This window comes from Microbacterium sp. NPDC076768, assembly GCF_040687205.1.
In the GTDB taxonomy this organism is placed as follows: Bacteria; Actinomycetota; Actinomycetes; order Actinomycetales; family Microbacteriaceae; genus Microbacterium.
Window position 1 is genome coordinate 195,933 of record NZ_JBFBMU010000001.1, and the last position, 17,033, is coordinate 212,965.

The 17,033-nt window shown below is 64.4% G+C and carries 16 protein-coding genes; 7 read left to right on the forward strand and 9 right to left on the reverse strand.

Annotated features, from left to right (window positions below; all coding sequences use genetic code 11):
* Positions 1 to 70: 70 nt before the first annotated feature.
* From galT to galE, 3 genes are read left to right on the forward strand one after another with little or no spacing between them, the layout of a single operon-like run.
* The gene (gene galT / locus AB0O87_RS01055; protein ID WP_363512851.1) at positions 71 to 1,267 is read left to right on the forward strand and encodes a galactose-1-phosphate uridylyltransferase; all 1,197 of its coding nucleotides are present in this window, start codon (positions 71 to 73) and stop codon (positions 1,265 to 1,267) included.
* Positions 1,264 to 2,583, forward strand: coding sequence for a galactokinase (gene galK, locus AB0O87_RS01060; RefSeq protein WP_363510849.1), 1,320 nt, complete (start codon positions 1,264 to 1,266; stop codon positions 2,581 to 2,583). Before galT ends, galK begins: the two co-directional genes overlap by 4 nt.
* 49 nt (positions 2,584 to 2,632) lie before the next feature.
* The gene (gene galE / locus AB0O87_RS01065) at positions 2,633 to 3,610 is read left to right on the forward strand and encodes a UDP-glucose 4-epimerase GalE (RefSeq protein ID WP_363510852.1); all 978 of its coding nucleotides are present in this window, start codon (positions 2,633 to 2,635) and stop codon (positions 3,608 to 3,610) included.
* Between the two features lie 4 nt (positions 3,611 to 3,614).
* On the opposite strand, the gene AB0O87_RS01070 is transcribed toward galE, so the two are convergent.
* The 3 genes from AB0O87_RS01070 to AB0O87_RS01080 are packed head-to-tail and all read right to left on the reverse strand — an operon-like array spanning position 3,615 to position 7,061.
* On the reverse strand, positions 3,615 to 4,904 hold the full coding sequence (locus AB0O87_RS01070; RefSeq protein WP_363510855.1) for an MFS transporter: 1,290 nt from the start codon (positions 4,902 to 4,904) through the stop codon (positions 3,615 to 3,617).
* Between the two features lie 32 nt (positions 4,905 to 4,936).
* On the reverse strand, positions 4,937 to 5,866 hold the full coding sequence (locus AB0O87_RS01075; protein WP_363510858.1) for a polysaccharide deacetylase family protein: 930 nt from the start codon (positions 5,864 to 5,866) through the stop codon (positions 4,937 to 4,939).
* A gap of 46 nt (positions 5,867 to 5,912) precedes the next feature.
* A complete protein-coding gene (locus AB0O87_RS01080) occupies positions 5,913 to 7,061 on the reverse strand; it encodes an ROK family transcriptional regulator (protein WP_363510861.1) in 1,149 nt (382 codons plus the stop codon).
* Between the two features lie 234 nt (positions 7,062 to 7,295).
* Here AB0O87_RS01080 and AB0O87_RS01085 point away from each other — a divergent pair, with 234 nt between their 5' ends.
* Positions 7,296 to 8,699, forward strand: coding sequence for an FAD-dependent oxidoreductase (locus tag AB0O87_RS01085; RefSeq protein ID WP_363510864.1), 1,404 nt, complete (start codon positions 7,296 to 7,298; stop codon positions 8,697 to 8,699).
* A 6-nt stretch (positions 8,700 to 8,705) separates the two neighbouring features.
* Here the strand turns inward: AB0O87_RS01085 and AB0O87_RS01090 are convergent, their stop codons facing one another.
* The 4 genes from AB0O87_RS01090 to AB0O87_RS01105 are packed head-to-tail and all read right to left on the reverse strand — an operon-like array spanning position 8,706 to position 12,385.
* The gene (locus AB0O87_RS01090) at positions 8,706 to 9,671 is read right to left on the reverse strand and encodes a site-specific DNA-methyltransferase (RefSeq protein ID WP_363510867.1); all 966 of its coding nucleotides are present in this window, start codon (positions 9,669 to 9,671) and stop codon (positions 8,706 to 8,708) included.
* Entirely contained in the window at positions 9,668 to 10,717 is a 1,050-nt protein-coding gene (locus AB0O87_RS01095) for a biotin/lipoate A/B protein ligase family protein (RefSeq protein WP_363510870.1), read from the reverse strand. The genes AB0O87_RS01090 and AB0O87_RS01095 overlap by 4 nt, the downstream gene beginning before the upstream one ends.
* Before the next feature lie 42 nt (positions 10,718 to 10,759).
* A complete protein-coding gene (locus tag AB0O87_RS01100) occupies positions 10,760 to 11,611 on the reverse strand; it encodes an alpha/beta hydrolase (protein WP_363512854.1) in 852 nt (283 codons plus the stop codon).
* Positions 11,612 to 11,647: 36 nt separating this feature from the next.
* Complete coding sequence (locus AB0O87_RS01105) at positions 11,648 to 12,385, reverse strand: copper homeostasis protein CutC (RefSeq protein WP_363510873.1); 738 nt, start codon at positions 12,383 to 12,385, stop codon at positions 11,648 to 11,650.
* Between the two features lie 48 nt (positions 12,386 to 12,433).
* On the opposite strand from AB0O87_RS01105, the gene AB0O87_RS01110 reads away from it, so the two are divergent.
* The 3 genes from AB0O87_RS01110 to AB0O87_RS01120 all read left to right on the forward strand — a co-directional run bounded on the left by AB0O87_RS01110 (position 12,434) and on the right by AB0O87_RS01120 (position 14,565).
* Entirely contained in the window at positions 12,434 to 12,874 is a 441-nt protein-coding gene (locus AB0O87_RS01110; protein ID WP_363510876.1) for a MarR family transcriptional regulator, read from the forward strand.
* Positions 12,875 to 12,879: 5 nt separating this feature from the next.
* Complete coding sequence (locus AB0O87_RS01115; RefSeq protein WP_363512857.1) at positions 12,880 to 14,214, forward strand: MFS transporter; 1,335 nt, start codon at positions 12,880 to 12,882, stop codon at positions 14,212 to 14,214.
* Between the two features lie 63 nt (positions 14,215 to 14,277).
* A complete protein-coding gene (locus AB0O87_RS01120; RefSeq protein WP_363510879.1) occupies positions 14,278 to 14,565 on the forward strand; it encodes a hypothetical protein in 288 nt (95 codons plus the stop codon).
* Between the two features lie 104 nt (positions 14,566 to 14,669).
* Here the strand turns inward: AB0O87_RS01120 and rocD are convergent, their stop codons facing one another.
* Entirely contained in the window at positions 14,670 to 16,013 is a 1,344-nt protein-coding gene (gene rocD / locus AB0O87_RS01125; RefSeq protein WP_363510882.1) for an ornithine--oxo-acid transaminase, read from the reverse strand.
* Complete coding sequence (ddaH, locus tag AB0O87_RS01130) at positions 16,010 to 16,888, reverse strand: dimethylargininase (protein WP_363510885.1); 879 nt, start codon at positions 16,886 to 16,888, stop codon at positions 16,010 to 16,012. The genes rocD and ddaH overlap by 4 nt, the downstream gene beginning before the upstream one ends.
* Between the last annotated feature and the right edge of the window lie 145 nt (positions 16,889 to 17,033).

The window sequence follows — 17,033 nt, forward strand, 5'->3', positions numbered from 1 at the left end:
TTCGCACCCCGAATTTATCTCAGGAATGTTGACGTTACCACGCGCCTACACCTAGCATGTTGACGTGAACATGCACAGTCTTCCTGAGTTGCGAACAGAGACGCTCGGAGCCGGAATCGTCCGACGCGCCACCACCCTCGCCGACGGCCGCGACCTGATCTACTACGACGACGCGGATAGCACCCTCGGTGCAGAACGCGCGGCAGATACCCGCACGCTCGACGCACGCCCAGACACGGCAACTATGCGGCTGGATGTACTCTCCGGCGACTGGATCACGGTCGCCGCCAACCGGCAGAATCGCGTGATGATGCCAGGCGCCGACGCCGATCCCCTCGCCCCGCAGACACCAGGAAACCCGTCTGAGGTGCCGTCGCTCTACGACGTTGCGGTGTTCGAGAACCGCTCCCCCGCCTTCGGTCCCGCGCTCGCGGAAGCCACAGGCGCTGCCCCGCAGGCACCGAACGCACCGCGCGGGCTCGATGATCTTGCCGCCCTTGGACTCGGACGCACCCGTACCTCTGTCGGTCGATGCGAAGTCGTCTGCTTCAGCCCTGAGCACTCAGGGTCATTTGGCACACAGTCCGTATCCCGCGCGCGCACGGTGATCGAAGCGTGGGCAGACCGCACCGCAGCCATCTCGCGCCTGCCTGGCATCGAGCAGATCTTCCCGTTTGAGAACCGCGGCGAAGCGATTGGGGTCACTCTGCCCCACCCCCACGGCCAGATCTACGCGTACCCGTACGTCACTCCACGAACCACTCGGGTGTTGGAGTCGATCGACCGCACGGCACCCGACCTGTTCCAGCGCATCCTCGAGTCGGAGCAGGAGTCGGAACGCGTCGTCTTTCGCGGCGAGCACTGGACGGCTTTCGTGCCCTTCGCCGCACGTTGGCCTCTGGAAGTACACCTCATGCCACACCGCCACGTGCCCGACCTCGCCGAGACGACGAAGGAAGAACGCGACGAGCTTGCACCGCTCTACCTGCGACTCCTCCGCGGCGTCGACGCTCTCTACGACACTCCCACCCCGTACATCGCGGCCTGGCATCAAGCACCAGTGCACGTGGGGCGCGACACCGTGCGCCTACATCTGCAGCTGACAAGCCCCCGCCGTGCGGCCGACAAACTGAAGTTCTTGGCTGGGTCTGAAGCTGCCATGTGGGCCTGGGCCGCCGAGGTACCGCCGGAGCTCGGCGCCCAACGCCTCCGCGAAGCTATCGCGCGCACATCACAGCACCCGAACGACGATGGAGCACCCGCATGACCACCGCACACGATGCCGCCCGCACGCTGTTCGTCGAACTCGTAGGGAACGACCCTGAAGGCGTGTGGTCGGCACCTGGACGAGTGAACCTCATCGGCGAGCACACCGACTACAACGATGGTTTCGTGCTGCCCTTCGCCATCCCCCAGCGCACATTCGCCGCCGTCGGTCGCCGTGACGACGGGCGGATCCGCGTCGCCTCGACCTTTGCGGAGGGCGTGGTTGAGGTCGGACTTGAGGAGTTGGGGGAGTTGTTTCCGGCCCTTCGACAGGCTCAGGGACCTCGACAGGCTCAGGGACCTCGACAGGCTCAGGGACCTCGTGGCGGGCCGGCCCTTCGACAAGCTCAGGGACCTCGACAGGCTCAGGGACCTCAGGGAGCTCAGGGACCTAGCGGACGGGCGGGGCAGGAGGGTGTGCCGGAGTGGGCTGCATATCCGCTGGGCGTTGCGTGGGCGTTGAGGGAAGCGGCCCCCGGCTCGCTGCCGCACACGGGCGTCGACATCGCCATCGCCTCTGACGTGCCGGTGGGAGCAGGTCTCTCCTCGTCCGCCGCGATCGAAGGCGCCACTGCCTCTGCCCTGAATGAGCTGTGGAACACCGCACTCGATGGCACTGCGCTCGCCCGCGTCGGGCGCCGTGCGGAGAACGAAGCTGTGGGCGCGCCCACCGGAATCATGGACCAAATGGCCTCGATGCTCGGAGAGCCAGACACCGCCATCTTTCTCGACTGCCGCACGCTAGAGACACAGGCTGTGCCGCTGGGGGTTGCTGAAGCGGGGCTTGAGATTCTGGTGATCGACACACGCGTTAAACACGCGCACTCCACTGGCGGCTACCGCGAACGCCGAGCGTCGTGCGAACTCGCCGCTTCGCTGATGGGCGTCCCGATGCTGCGCGACGTTACTGTCGCCGATCTGCCGCGCGCGCAGGAGCTGATGGACGAGGTGACCTTCCGTCGCATGCGCCACATCGTTACCGAGAATCAGCGCGTACTCGACACCGTGCAGGTGCTGCGCGACAAGGGTGTGCGTGCCGTCGGCGACCTTCTCGTCGCCTCACACACCTCGATGCGCGATGACTTTGAGATCTCGACTCCCGAGCTTGATACTGCGGTAGAAACCGCCCTAGCCACCGGTGCTCTCGGTGCGCGGATGACCGGCGGTGGCTTCGGCGGCGCGGCGATCGCCCTCGTCGAGCACGATGACGTCGACACCGTTTCTGACGCCATCAATACGGCCTTCGCCGCCGCCGGATTCGACGCACCAATGCTCTTCACTGTCATCCCATCCGCAGGTCCACAGCGCGACGCCTGAGAAAATGATCGATCGAGCCGTGACGACTCCGCGGCAGGAGAGGAAATCAATGTCTTGGATCGTGACCGGCGGCGCCGGCTATATCGGTGCCCATGTGGTGCGCGCTCTCGCGGATGCGGGCCTCACCCCGGTCATCCTCGATGACCTGTCCAGCGGTGTTTCGTCGTTCGCGCCCGCCGGCGTGCCGTTCGTGCGCGGCAGCATCCTCGACCGTGAACTTGTGGAACAGACGCTCCGCGAACACAACGCCGAAGGTGTAATCCACGTCGCCGGCTACAAGTACGCTGGCGTTTCGGTCTCGCGCCCCCTACACACCTACGCGCAGAACGTCGAAGGCACCAGAGTCATCCTCGAAGCGATGGAGGCCGCAGGCGTATCCAACATCGTCTTCTCTTCGTCTGCTGCAGTGTTTGGCACTCCCGATGTCGCTCTCGTCGTCGAAGACACCGCCAAAAAGCCCGCCAGCCCGTATGGCGAGTCGAAGCTCATCGGCGAGTGGCTGCTGCGCGATCAAGCTGTCGCCACCGCAGACTCGGAGCGACCGCTGCGGCACACCTCGCTGCGGTACTTCAACGTGGTGGGATCCGCTGATCGCACTGTGTACGACGTCAGCCCGCACAACCTATTCCCGATCGTGTTCGAGGCTCTGCTCGCTGGCAAAACCCCGAAGATCTTCGGCGACGACTACAACACCGAAGATGGCACCAATGTGCGAGATTACGTGCACGTGGGCGACATCGCGGCCGCGCACGTCGCCGCCGCTCAGCGTCTCGCCGATGGCCGCTCCATCGAGCCCGCCTACAACCTCGGCTCTGGCGACGGTCTCAGCGTCAAGCAGATCATGGATGCCGTTGCTCGCGTGACCGGCATCGACTTCACCCCCGAGATCGGGCCGCGCCGAGCAGGCGACCCCGACCGCATCGTCGCAACAGGCGAGTTGGCAGCGCGTGACCTCGATTGGGCGATGCGTTACACGGTCGACGACATGGTGCGCACCGGCTGGGAAGCGCGAAAAGCGTCGCTCTAAGCGGTCAGACGTCGCGCGAGCGGATGGGGTAGAGCCAAAAACAGATCCAGGCGAGTGCCGAGAACGCTAGCGGGATGACGGCCAGCATGATGCGGATACCACTGTCGACGCCTTCCGGTTGCGCGTCTGCGAGCGTGGCATCAAAACCGGATGACGTCAGCACAGCGGCAGCGACGAGCGCCTGCAAGACCACAGAGCCACGAACCACAAAGCCGTTGACTCCGAAGTAGGCCCCTTCGCGTCGGTGACCTGTGCGCATCGCGTCGTCGTCGATGATCTGCCCGAGCATCACTTCGAGGAGCTGCAGCAGTCCGCCGACGCCCACACCGACCCCCACGCCGACAAGCACTGCACCGAGCACAGTGCTTGGTGCGAGGTAGCCGAGCACGGCAACCCCGAACACGGCAACGCTCCACAGCACTGCTGTGCGCGGCGAGGTGTGGCGAACGACGGTACTCCACAACACAATCGAAGGGATAGCGGTGACGAAAATCGCGCCGAGCAGCAGGCTGCTGTTTCCTTCTGCGGAGTTCAGGGAGTACCGCACGTAAAACGGAATCGCCGCCAGAATCACCGCGATCGCCGTCTGCACGAAGAGCGATCCGATCACGTAGGGCACGAAAGCCCTGTTACGGAACGTGTACCGCAGCTGGTCGCGCCAAGGCATCGCTTTTGGCTCCTCTGCGGGAGCCGGGCGCTCGATCATTCCGCCCAAGAGCGACCAGACGAACAGCACCAGGCACACGGCGGACAGCACGACGGCCATCGCCGCCCACCCGATGGTGCTGTAGAGAACCGGAGCGCCTGCGGTGCCAAGGACCATGCCCAGAATGGCGAAAATCTGGCGCGGAGTATTGCCTCTTGCTCGTTCGTCTGTGGTGCGGAAGATCTCGGGGAACAGGGCAGAGATGTTGAGTACCACAACCACGAAGGCCACGTCGTACACCGCCACGACGAGAAGGAACCACACGATGAGCCCAGCCGCCGGCAGCTCCGGCGGCATCCACACCAGCGCGAACGCCACCACGAGCGGAACAATGCCGACACCGATCCACGGCACCCGTCGACCCCACGGGGTACGAATCCGGTCAGACAGCGTGCCGACGATCGGGTTCAACACCGCGTTGAGAATGCCGTGCGCGATCATCGCTCCGGCCACCCATGCGGCGGGCACCGCAAGCTGGGCGACGTAGAAGTAAACGACAAACGCAGAGAACGTCTGTGTCAGCAGCTGAGCGGGGAATCCAGATGCCCCGAAAGCGATCGTCTGCTGGCGGGTGGGAGCGGCGTTCATACGCCGATCCCGCAGACGATCTCGCAGGGAGGTCATGTTCGAGGCGACCGCTGCAGATCGCGGAGGCTTCGCCATCCGATGCGGACCAATGATTCGTCATCGATCGCCTGCAACACGGCGGGGTCTGCGAGCAGACGCAACTCGTATCCACGTTTCTTCGCTCCGAAATCGACGGCGGCTCTGAGCTCATCGTCGTCGACCATCGGATGCAGGTATATCTCCGTCACCCCGGCGGGAACCTGGCGGAGGAGGGCGATGAAACCATCGCGCACCTGCTCATACGTCTCTTCGTCTTGCGTGCCCTCCGCCTGCAGCTCGAAGGGATGCGACCACAGCCGGTCAATGATCTCGACCCCGAGCGCATCTGCCGCGATCACGGCTTCGTCGAGCTTCTCCTGCATGGCTGCCCCTTCCGCTGCCCCGTTGACGGTGCGCGGGAGCCGAAACGGAAGACCATGCCGAGCCGCGAGCTCCAGCACAGGGCGCAGAAAGTCCCGACCGGTCGCGAGTCCGTATACCGAGCCCATGTGGTTATCGAGGTGAGTCACATCGACTCCAGCGTCGAGAGCGGCCCGCAGTTGGGCGGCAAGTTCCGCCGCCACATCGTCGAGCGTCGCCCGCTGCTCTACGACAAGAACGTCGGAAGGAAAAAACCCTGCACCGTCGACCAAGCTGGTGGCCCCGCCTGTGAGCGGACGCCAGCGGTAGCGGCTCCACTCGCTCGTAAGCACCAGGTGCACACCGACGTCGAGGCCAGCGTTGCCTGCCGCAAAGGCAAGAGCCTCGGGTGACCAGGCGCACGGGACCATGACCGTCGTGGAGTCGATACGACCGGCCGCCAACAGGTCGGTAATAGCCGAATTAGCCGCATGGCACATGCCGAAGTCATCGGCGTTGAGGATGATTGCCCTGGTCTCGGGGGCGAAGCCGAGCCGCTCGTTCAGGTCAGAGAGTGCGGTCATCGCGGGGGTCCTGTCTGGTGCAAACAGCGAATAAACAGGCGATTCTTCAGCGCCCAGACTTGGTGGCCGGGGTGAGGAGGCGTGTAAACAACGCGTCTCGGAGACCTGCTACGGCCTCACCCGTTGCGCCGACGAGCGGAGCCTCTGGGCCAAAGACAGAGGCGTAGAAGCGCAACGGAAGCTGTTCTGCGTAACCGGCGGCGACGGTCTCGATCGCATCCATCAGAGCAGGATGAGCAGCTTTGCCGCTGAGGATGAATGCTTCTGGATCAAGGATCAGGCCCATCGTGCCAGCCACGAGAACGATGCGTCGACCGATCTCGGCGACAATTTCTTGCGCTGATTCTTCTCCGTTGCTCGCCGCCTCCAAATGCTCCCCGAGGGACGCATGCGAATCGCGGCCGACGCCCAGCGCCAGGTCACCGACAACGGTGTCACCCACGAGCGGCGCCCCGATGGGAATCGGCGTCTGCGGCAGGTACATCACCTCGCCAGCGACTCCGGAGAAGCCGCGGTGCAGCTTGCCGTCGATCACGATGCCCGCACCGAGTCCTTCGTCGAGCATCAGCAAGGCGAAGCTAGAGAGATCACGGCCGACACCGCTGGTGAGCTCGGCGAGAGCGGCAAGATTGACGTCATTCTCGATCCGCACAGGGCAGTCCAACGCCGCGGCCAACGCCGCCCTGAACCTGCCACCGTCCGGGCCGAAATCGTCACGAACTCCGCCGTCTGCCGTGACGATTCCTGGCGCAGCGACGACAACAAATTGCACGGCACCCTCAGCGACCTGCGCGAGGTTGCGGCACTGATCCACCAGCTCGACGATGTGATCGACCCGGTCGTCTTCCGCCGCAAACTCTGCGTGCTGCTCTGCACGCACCGTTCCGCTGGCATCGACGAGAACTACATGTGCTGCGCGATGGTCGATGTGCACCGCGGCGGCGAACCCCAGACGGGGGTGCAACCCCACCCGCGCGGCCGCTGGCCCCCGGGTGTCATGGTCAACGCCATCGGCGGCAACCGCTCCTGCGTGCTCCAGCATCCGCAGCACCTGCGTGACGGCGGTGCGGGAGAGGCCTGTGCTCACCATCAGCTCCGCTCGAGTCTGCGCTCCGTCGCGGGCAAGAGCCTCCAGAATTGCGCGGCCGTTAAGGGAGCGAAGCAGGCCCTGCGGTCCGGCGAGTGGTCTGGACATCTTCTCCCTTGAATCCGATCTCGTGCGCTAATGCCCGCCCAGCATGCCACATCCTGTGATGCCGGGGCTGTGCCTCGCTCACCACACGCCTCGGCGCTACCTCACCCCCGCAGTGCCGACACGCCTGTGGGCATGAAATTCGAAGCGTGAACAAGACTCTGCAACCGAATTGGTTGCTAGATCCGATTTTGAGTGACAATATCGGCAGATCGAGATGCGCACATCGGAGTGAACATGGGCACTACAGTTTTTGAGCGTCAGCGCCCGGCCGAAAGAGTCGTCGAAGACTCGCTTCGCGGCACAGCGTTGGGTGTTTTTTGGTTGGACGAGATCGACAGACCCGCATATCCGCAGCTCACGCGGACGATAAGAGCCGACCTCGTCATCGTCGGCGGCGGATACGCCGGCCTGTGGACAGCGGTACGCGCCAAAGAACGCGATCCCGACCGCCACGTCGTTGTGCTTGAAGCCTCTCGAATCGCGTGGGCCGCTTCTGGCCGCAACGGTGGATTTTGCGAATCAAGCCTCACCCACGGCTACGAGAACGGGCTGAACAGATGGCCAGAAGAAGTTGATCGGCTGGAAGAGATGGGCCGCGCAAACCTCGACGGCATTGCGGAAACAATCAATCGGTACGGCATGGATGCGGACTTCGAACGCACAGGCCAGCTTGCCGTCGCCGTCGAACCACACCAGGCCGAGTGGTACCGCGACTCGCCGCACTACCTCGATCGCGAAGCCGTGCAGGCAGAAGTCCACTCCTCCACGTTTCTGGCGGGCGAGTGGGATCGTGACGGATGCGCCATGGTGCATCCGGCGAAGCTCTGCTTCGAGCTGGCCCGCGTAGCCACAGACCTCGGGGTCGAGATCTATGAGCACAGCCTGGTGCGCGCAATCGAGGACGCTGATGCTCCCCTGGTCTCGGTGCGGACCGCGCGGGGGCAGGTGGTCGCAGACGCCGCAGCGCTGGCCACCAACGTTTTCCCCTCGCTCCTCAGACGGAATCGCCTCATGACCGTGCCCGTCTACGACTACGTTCTGATGACCGAGCCACTCTCCGCCGATCAGCTCGCCTCAATTGGCTGGTCACACCGGCAGGGCCTTGCGGACAGCGCCAACCAGTTTCACTACTACCGCCTCACCAGCGACAACCGCATCCTGTTCGGTGGATACGACGCGATCTACCACTTCGGGGGCAAAGTGCGCCCGAAGTACGAAGACCGCATCGAGAGCCACCGCACGCTCGCCTCCCACTTCTTCACGACGTTTCCGCAGCTAGCGGGACTGCGCTTCACCCACCGCTGGGCAGGGGCGATCGACTCTTCCAGCCGCTTCTGTGCGTTCTTCGGAACGGCCAGAAAGGGACGAGTGGCCTATGCGACCGGATTCACAGGGCTGGGCGTCGGCGCCGCACGCTTCGCCGCCGACGTGATGCTCGACAAGCTCTCCGGAGCAGAAACAGAGCGCACGTCTTTGCGGATGGTGCGCGAACGACCGCTTCCGTTTCCTCCGGAGCCTGCTGCATCCATCGGCGTCAACCTCGTGCGCGCCGCGATGGACAGGGCCGATCATCACGAAGGAAAGCGCAACCTGTTCTTAAAGACCCTGGACGCCGTGGGGTTGGGTTTCGACTCGTAGGCGCATTCAGTCTTCCGCCGGCACTTTCACCGCGTGGGGTATGCGCTGCTTCATTACTCTGACGGCCTCGGGGTTATTGTCGACCAGAACAGCATCGCGGCCGAGCGCAGAAGCCACGGCACCGGTGGTGCCACTGCCAGCGAAGAGATCGAGCACCCTGTCGCCTGGACGACTTGATGCCGTGACGATACGACGCAGAATCCCCTCGGGCTTCTGCGTGGGGTACCCCGTCTTTTCCCGCCCTGCCGTGGGAACAATCGTGTGCCACCAAACGTCGGTGGGCAGCTTTCCCCTGGCAGCTTTCTCGGCGGTGACAAGTCCAGGTGCCATGTACGGCTCTCGATCCACGTCGTCGGAGTTGAAGACGTACGCCCGCGGATTCTTCACATAAACCAGAATCGTGTCGTGCTTCGTGGGCCATCTGCTTCGCGATTTGGCGCCGTAGTCGTAGGCCCAGATCAGCTCGTTGAGAAAACAGTCCCGCCCGAAGACAGCATCAAGCATGACCTTCGCATAGTGCGCCTCGCGGTAGTCCAAATGCAGGTACAGAGTGCCGTTGTCGGCCAGAAGTCGCCAGGCTTCTTCCAGCCGCGGCATCAAAAACGCCCCGTAGTCGTCGAAACGGTCGTCGTAGGTACGCAGCATTCCGCGGACCCGCTCGTACGCATGCCCGTGAAACCCGTGCCGCACCTCAGTATCGGCGGGGTCGGTCTCGGCCACCCCCGGTTCACAATTCAGGAAAACCGGGGTGGAACCGGTGGTTTCGGGGGCCTCCGGCCCCGTAACCACCGGTTCTTCCTGAGTTGTGAACGTGCGCCGAGCGGTAACCACCTGCCGCTCCTGCGCACGGCCCGTGTTGAACGGCGGATCGAGGTACACCAGGGTGAACGACGCCGACGGCAGAGTCGCTGCGACGGCGAGGTTTTCTCCCTCGATGATCGTGACGGCACCCTGCGCAACGGGGGCGGTCACGGTACCCGATGCAGCCACGCCTCGGTGGCGAACTTCGACTCCACCAGAGCTTCGGCAGCTGCGTACTCTTCTGCCGAGATCGATCCGACCTCGGCCCCCGTCAAGGCGTGGAAAGTGCCCTTGAACCGCTCGATGATCTCCGCGCGCTCGAGTCCGGTCTGACTGCGCAACGGGTCGACGCGCTTTGCCGCAGATGTCGTGCCCTTGTCACTCAGCTTTTCGCGCCCGATACGCAGCACCTCGGTCATCATCTGTCCGTCGATGTCATACGACAGGGTGGCGTGATGCAACACTCCCCCGTTGGCGAGACGCTTCTGCGCCGCACCGCCGATCTTGCCTGTGGGGCTCGCGATGTCGTTGAGTGGCTGGTAGACCGCATCGATGCCCAGCGATCGCAATGCCTGCAGCACCCAGTCGTCGAGGAACGCGTAAGAATCTGCAAATGTCATGCCGGCAACCAGCGATGCGGGCACATAGAGCGAGTAGGTGATGATCTGCCCCGCGGCCATGAGCATCGCGCCACCGCCGGAGATACGGCGAACAACATCGAAGCCGTGCTTAGCCGCTCCTTCAGGGTCGACCTCGTTGCGGTAGGACTGGAACGACCCGATCACGACGGCCGACTCATCCCACTCCCAAATACGCAGGGTGGGGCCGCGGCGCCCCTCCCCCACACGCGCTGTGAGGACCTCATCGAGCGCCAAATTCATGCGCGGAGAGACGGCTTTCTCGTGCAGAATCTCCCAGTCGAAGTCACCCCAACCTGGCGCGGTCACGAGGGCACGGCGCACCACGGTGCCGACTGCCTCTGGGGTGAAACCGAGAAGCTGCGCATCCTGCGGCAACGCGCCACGCACTGCCGCAGCGATGGCGGAAGCATCAGACTCAACGGGAAGACCGTTGACCGCCGCGTTGATGTCGTCGAGTGCCGAGTCAGGCTCAAGAAAAAAGTCACCAGCGAGCCGGAAGCGCGAGATTCGGTCGTCTTCGATTTCGAGGTCAACAACGACGAGCTTTCCGCCTGGAACCTTGTATTCACCGTGCACGCTTCCAGCTTAAGGCGCGCGGGTTCCGATCAGGGAGAAACCTCAGCGTGCGGCGATACGCCGATCGAGCCACGCCAGCACATCGGCGAAGACTTCGTCTTTCTGCAACTCGTTGAAAATCTCGTGACGTGCATCCGGATACACCAGCGTCGTGACGTCGGTAAGCCCGGAACGGCTGCGGTATTCATCGGCAAGCTTGTGCACGCTGCGTGGCCCGCCCACCGAGTCATCCCGCCCGACGAGCAGCAGCAGGGGGATGTCGTGTCCGAGGTCTTTTGCCGGGCGCCCGAGAAGCTTCAGCGTTTCGACAGGACCGAAGAGCTTGACCAGCGGAACGTCGGTGGTGAGCGGATCTGCCTCGAACTCGGCCCACACCTCGGGATTGCGGCTCAGCCATTCAAGCCCGCTCGCATCTGGACCAGCCCACCGCGCATTCAACGGCGCCGCGTTCAGGGAACCTGGCATCCGCAGCGCAGAGCCCGACAGAATCACGGCGTCCCATGCGTCCGGGTGATCGTTCACCAAGATCTGCGCCAGGAACGACCCCCAGGAGTGCCCGAGAAGCACAAGCGGCAGACCAGGATTCTCTTCCCGGATGATGCCGGTCAACTGCCACACTGCAGCGGTGGCGGCGCGAAGCCCACCCTTGCCGAGCCGGCCAAGCCGCTCTGGCCCCCCATGCTGACGGATGCCGGTGCGACCGTGGCCGCGATGGTCGTCGGCGTAGACAGTGAAGCCAGCGGCAGTGAGCACAGAAATCAGCGCGCCGTACCTGCCGGCATGCTCACCCACGCCGTGCAACAGTTGCACCACGCCGCGGGGCGTGCCCCCGGCGCGATGGACGTCATAAACGATGTCGATGCCATCGGCATCGGTGAACTCGCGAGTATCCATCACGGAGCGAGCCTATCGAGCACACCCCGCGGGCGGCTACCTGGCCACAGCGTCTCGGATGGCGACGGCAATCTCGCGGTCAGTGACTTCGTACCCTCCGACGCCGTCGGATGCCGACCCCATGCGCACACTTCCGCTATCAGTCAGCGTCCGCTTAGCCGAGAAATGGATGGCATCAACGCCCGTCTCAGCGAGCACCGGCGCGCTCGCCGCGTCGACCCCGCTGCCCGCCATAATTTCGATCTCCCCCTGTGCCTCTGCCACCAGAGCGCGCAGGGTATCGACACCATCGATGGCGGTAGACGCGCCACCAGAGGTGAGAATGCGGCGAAGCCCCAGCTCGCGGGCGCTTCGCAGTGTTGCCACCGGATCTTCGGTCACATCAATCGCGCGATGCAATGTCACGCACGCCCCGCTTGCGGCATCGCGCAGGCGGGCCATCGCGAACAGGTCGAGGTGTCCCCTGGCATCGAGCGCTCCGATAACAACGCCTGAAGCGCCAGCCGCTACGGCATGACGAACATCGCGCTCCGCGACCAGGAGTTCATCGTCGCTGTAGTGGAACCCCCCAGCGCGCGGCCGGATCAACACGTGCACCTCTGGTCCCTGGGCTCCCGCCGCCTCGATGGCGAGCTCGAGCGTCGCTGGCGAAGGTGTGAGCCCGCCGAGGGCTAGCGCCGACGCTAACTCGACGCGTGCGGCACCCACTTCTGCGGCGATCCGCACTCCAGCGGGGTCCTGCACGGCAATTTCCAGAGCGATCGATCGGGTCACCTCTCTATTCTGCCCAGTGCCTGAAAAATTAGATAGGCTATCTAAGTAATGTCTGCGTCTGATGAATCCCTTCACCTCACCGCCACAGACCTTCGCATGGCCACTTTCCGGCTGGCTCGCCGTCTTCGATGCGCACGCGCCGCCGACACCATGAGCGATGCGCAGCTGGCGGTGCTTGCCGAGCTGCGCATGAACGGCCGCCGCACCGTCTCTATGCTCGCCGAGCGCGAACGAGTCGCCGCGCCTTCGATGACCAGCACGATCAACGGCCTGGAAGAGCAGGGATTCGTCCTGCGCACGCCAGACGAAGACGATCGCCGCCGCGTACAGGTCGATATCACCGATGAGGGCATCGCCATCGTCGTGGAGACGATTCTGCGACGAGACCAGCTGCTGGCCGACATGTTGCGCGAGGTCGATTACACCGAGACCGAGCTTGCGACGCTACGCGAAGCCAGTGCGCTTATGCGCAGGGCGGTGGAGCGATGAGCGCGATGTTCCGTTCGTTCGCGAACATCAACTACCGCATCTGGTTCGCCGGTGCCCTCGTCTCCAACATTGGCGGGTGGATGCAGGCGACCGCCCAAGACTGGGTGGTGCTGACAGAGCTGACCGACAACGACGCGACCGCGATGGGCGTCACCATGGCTCTGCAGTTCGGACCGCCTCTGGTGCTCGTCAGCCTCACCGGTTGGGTGGCCGACCGCTTCGACCGACGTCACATCCTGTTCGCCACCCAATCGGCCCTGCTCGCTCTCGCTATCGCGGTGGGTGTCCTGCTACTCAACGGCCTGATGACGTTGCCGATGATGTTCGGTTTTGCCCTGGCGTTCGGCATCGTCAACGCTTTCGATGCGCCAGCGCGGCAGGCATTCGTCTCCGATATGGTTTCGACAGGCGACACCTCCAACGCCGTCGCTCTCAACTCCGCCTCGTTCAACCTCGCGCGTATGGTGGGGCCAGCGGTGGGCGGACTTCTGATCGTCGCGATCGGGTCAGGTTGGGTGTTTATCGTCAATGCCGCCACCTTCCTCGCGATGCTTTTGGCACTACTGATGATGCGGCGAAGCTTGTTGGCACCGCGGGTGAAGAACCGCAGCCGTGGCGGGCTGGCCGCGGGATTCCGCTACGTGTGGGGACGTGGAGACCTCCGTGTCGTGTTCGTCATCGTGTTCCTGATCGGGGCGTTTGGGATGAACTTCCCGATCTTCGCCTCGACGATGGCCCTCGAATTCGGCCAGGGAGCTGACGGCTATGGAGTGCTCAGCTCCGTGCTCGCCATCGGTTCCCTCATCGGAGCTTTGCTGGCAGCGCGCCGGGATAGGGCGCGCGTGCGGGTGGTTATTCTCGCCGCTGGCGGGTTCGGAATCGCCGCGTTCCTGTCGGCGGCAATGCCGAGCTACGGAACCTATGCCGTCACGCTGACCTTCACCGGTTTCATGATTGTGACCCTCCTCACCACCGCCAACGGCTACGTGCAGATCACCACAGATCCGGCAGTTCGCGGCCGCGTGCTCGCTCTCTACATGGCGGTGATCATGGGCTCCACCCCCATCGGCGCCCCTATCGCCGGGTGGGTGGCCGATACGTTCGGGCCGCGTACGGCGATCATGCTCGGTGGCACCGCTGGCCTGGTGGCGTGTGCGATCGGCATCATCTGGGTGACGACATCCGGACGCCTTCATCGCGACGACAACCGGCGATTCTTGCTGACCCTCGATGAGACACGACCGCTCGACGTTGTTGAGGTGGATCCGATCGAGTTCAGCGACGAAGCTTCGGTGACAACCCCGATCCGCACAGCGAAGAAGCGCGACGACGAAGGGTGAACCCTTCCGGGCGCTTTGTCAATGCCCTGCACGTCACGGCATCACACCCGTACCTTCGTGGTCATGGACGACAACACGGAACGCACCCCTCACCCGCAGGACCCCGCTGAAGGCGCGCCAGGAGTCGGCGTGCCAGACGAAGACGCCGGTCAGGGCGACGGCACCGGCGGCGCGATCCAGGGCGACAGCTCCCGCGGTGAGTCCACCGGTGGCGCCATTCAGGGCGACGCTGGTCAGGGCCACCGGTCCTCGCTGGGAGGCCACGAACACACCGAGGATCAGCTCGATGCAGACACCTCCACCGAGGAAGACACGCTGAAAACGCTCGACCCGGACTCCCCACCGGCCTGAGCGTGAGCGCAGGGCAACACCACCGCCAGCCGTAGTCCTCCCCCAGACCACGGCACTCCCCTTGCGGTGGTGTTGCCCTGTGTTGTGTCCTCGCGCTCGACGCTTTAGCTCAGCGCGAGTTTGAGCTGTTCTACCGCCCAGTCAAGCTCTGTCGCGCGGATGACGAGCGGTGGTGCGATGCGCACGGTCTGGCCGTGGGTATCTTTCACCAGCACTCCGCGAGCGAGGAGCTTCTCCGCGATCTCGCGTCCGGTTCCCCTGGCGGGGTCGATGTCGACTCCGGCCCACAGGCCGGCTCGCCGCACCGCGGTGACGCCGTTACCGATAAGCGGTTCCAGGGCCTTTTCCAAGTGCTCTCCGAGTGCACGGGCGCGTTCTTGGAACTCGCCCGTTTGCAGCATCTCGACGACACGAAGCCCGACAGCCGCGGCGAGCGGATTGCCGCCGAAGGTCGAGCCGTGCTCGCCCGGGCGAATGACTCCCAGCACATCGGTGTTTCCCACAACAGCCGACAGCGCGAGAATCCCGCCACCAAGGGCCTTACCCAGCAGGTACAGGTCGGGCACGACGCCCTCACGGTCACACGCGAACGTCTCGCCGACGCGCCCCAGTCCCGCCTGAATCTCATCGGCGATGAAGAGCACGTTCTTCTCGTCGCAGATCTCGCGGATGCGTCGGAGGTAGCCCTCCGGCGGGATGACGACGCCGGCTTCGCCCTGGATCGGCTCGACGAGGACGGCAGCGGTGTCGTCAGTGATCGCCGCAGCGATCGCTTCCGCATCGCCAAACGGAACCACGTCGAACCCCGGGGTGTACGGGCCGAAATCATCGCGCGCCGACTCGTCGTCGCTGAAGCTGACGATCGTGGTCGTCCGGCCGTGGAAGTTCCCGGCGGCGACGATGATGCGCGCCTTGCCCTCTTGGATCCCCTTGACCCGGTATCCCCAAGCGCGGGCGACCTTGATGCCGGTCTCTACGGCTTCGGCGCCAGTGTTCATCGGCAAGACGAGGTCTTTGCCCGCCATCTCGGCGAGCGCGGCAGCGAACGGCTCCAGCCGGTCGCTCTGGAACGCGCGGCTGACGAGAGTGACTCGACCGAGCTGCTCGGTCACCGAGGCAACGAGCGCCGGATGCAGGTGACCGAAGTTCACGGCCGAGTAAGCGGCGAGCAGATCGAGGTAGCGCTTGCCTTCGACATCCGTCACCCATGCCCCCTCCGCGCGAGCGATGTTGACGGGCAGCGGGTGGTAGTTGTGCGCCACGTGCGGCTCCGCTGAGCCCACCTCGGTCGCTGAGCCCGCCTCGGTCGCTGAGCCCACCTCGGTCGCTGAGCCCACCTCGGTCGCTGAGCCCACCTCGGTCGCTGAGCCCACCTCGGTCGCTGAGCCCACCTCGGTCGCTGAGCCTGTCGAAGCGTCCCCCGGTCCCTGAGCTTGTCGAAGGGTCATTTCGCACCTCGCAGTTCAAGCGTGCAGCACTTGATCCCGCCGCCGCCGAGCAACAGTTCAGACAGATCGACGGTGATCGGGTTGTAGCCGCGCTCACGCAGCTGCTTTTCGAAGCCCTTGGCGCGCGGCGAGATGATCACGTTGCATCCGTCGCTCGCGGAGTTCAAACCAAACACGGATCCGTCTTCGTCCGAAACGAGGATCGCGTCGGGGAAGCGCTCTTCGAGAATCGCACGGCTGGCGTCATCAAAAGCACCGGGGAGGTACGCAATGTTGGCGCGCTCTGGGCCGCCATTCTCTGTTCCCTGCACCGGATCGAGCACGGCGATTGCCGTGTCGAGGTGGTAGAAACGCGGGTCAACCAGATTGAGAGAAACCACGTCGCGTCCGAAGACCTCGCCGACCTCGCGGTGGCTGTCGCCGGTGGAACGGAATCCGGTACCGGCCAAGATCACGTCACCCACGAGCAGGAAGTCTCCTTCGCCCTCGTTGACTTCTTCCGGCATGACGGTGTCATAGCCCGCGGCGCGGAACCAGTCAGCGAAGGCGGGTGATTCGCCCTGGCGCTGAACGAAGCGGAACTCCGGCACGTAGGCGCGTCCATCGATCAGGAAGCCGCCGTTGGCCGTGTAGACCATGTCGGGGTAGCCGGCGAGCGGCTCGATGAGTTCGACGGTGTGGCCGAGTTCGATGTACAGGTCGTGCAGCTTCTGCCACTGCGCAACGGCGTTGGCTGTATCGGTGGGCCGTGATGGCTCCATCCACGGGTTGATGGAGTAGTTGACCGTGAAGTGCTCTGGTTTGCACATCAGGTAGTGGCGGCGGTGAGCGGTGCGCTCGGGTGCGGTGGCAACCGCGGCTTCAGGCGTCGACATAGTGCTCCTCGAATGAACGGGCGCGGCGGACGCTGTCCAGGGGCCCGGCGGTCCTTCGACCCGCCGCTCGTTCAGAGCCGGCGTCGGGGAAGATGCGACTCGGGCACGCCACCCATCATTCTGCCACCCCCTTTCCTCTCCCGCC

Excerpts from the sequence above, each read along its gene's own strand:
- galE (WP_363510852.1), top strand. The coding sequence starts at position 2,633 with ATGTCTTGGATCGTGACCGGCGGCGCCGGCTATATCGGTGCCCATGTG.
- AB0O87_RS01100 (WP_363512854.1), bottom strand. The coding sequence starts at position 11,611 with ATGGATACTCGCGAGTTCACCGATGCCGATGGCATCGACATCGTTTAT.
- AB0O87_RS01085 (WP_363510864.1), top strand. The coding sequence starts at position 7,296 with ATGGGCACTACAGTTTTTGAGCGTCAGCGCCCGGCCGAAAGAGTCGTC.
- AB0O87_RS01115 (WP_363512857.1), top strand. The coding sequence starts at position 12,880 with ATGTTCCGTTCGTTCGCGAACATCAACTACCGCATCTGGTTCGCCGGT.
- AB0O87_RS01120 (WP_363510879.1), top strand. The coding sequence starts at position 14,278 with ATGGACGACAACACGGAACGCACCCCTCACCCGCAGGACCCCGCTGAA.
- rocD (WP_363510882.1), bottom strand. The coding sequence starts at position 16,013 with ATGACCCTTCGACAAGCTCAGGGACCGGGGGACGCTTCGACAGGCTCA.
- AB0O87_RS01070 (WP_363510855.1), bottom strand. The coding sequence starts at position 4,904 with ATGAACGCCGCTCCCACCCGCCAGCAGACGATCGCTTTCGGGGCATCT.
- AB0O87_RS01110 (WP_363510876.1), top strand. The coding sequence starts at position 12,434 with ATGTCTGCGTCTGATGAATCCCTTCACCTCACCGCCACAGACCTTCGC.
- galK (WP_363510849.1), top strand. The coding sequence starts at position 1,264 with ATGACCACCGCACACGATGCCGCCCGCACGCTGTTCGTCGAACTCGTA.
- AB0O87_RS01075 (WP_363510858.1), bottom strand. The coding sequence starts at position 5,866 with ATGACCGCACTCTCTGACCTGAACGAGCGGCTCGGCTTCGCCCCCGAG.
- ddaH (WP_363510885.1), bottom strand. The coding sequence starts at position 16,888 with ATGTCGACGCCTGAAGCCGCGGTTGCCACCGCACCCGAGCGCACCGCT.
- AB0O87_RS01080 (WP_363510861.1), bottom strand. The coding sequence starts at position 7,061 with ATGTCCAGACCACTCGCCGGACCGCAGGGCCTGCTTCGCTCCCTTAAC.
- galT (WP_363512851.1), top strand. The coding sequence starts at position 71 with ATGCACAGTCTTCCTGAGTTGCGAACAGAGACGCTCGGAGCCGGAATC.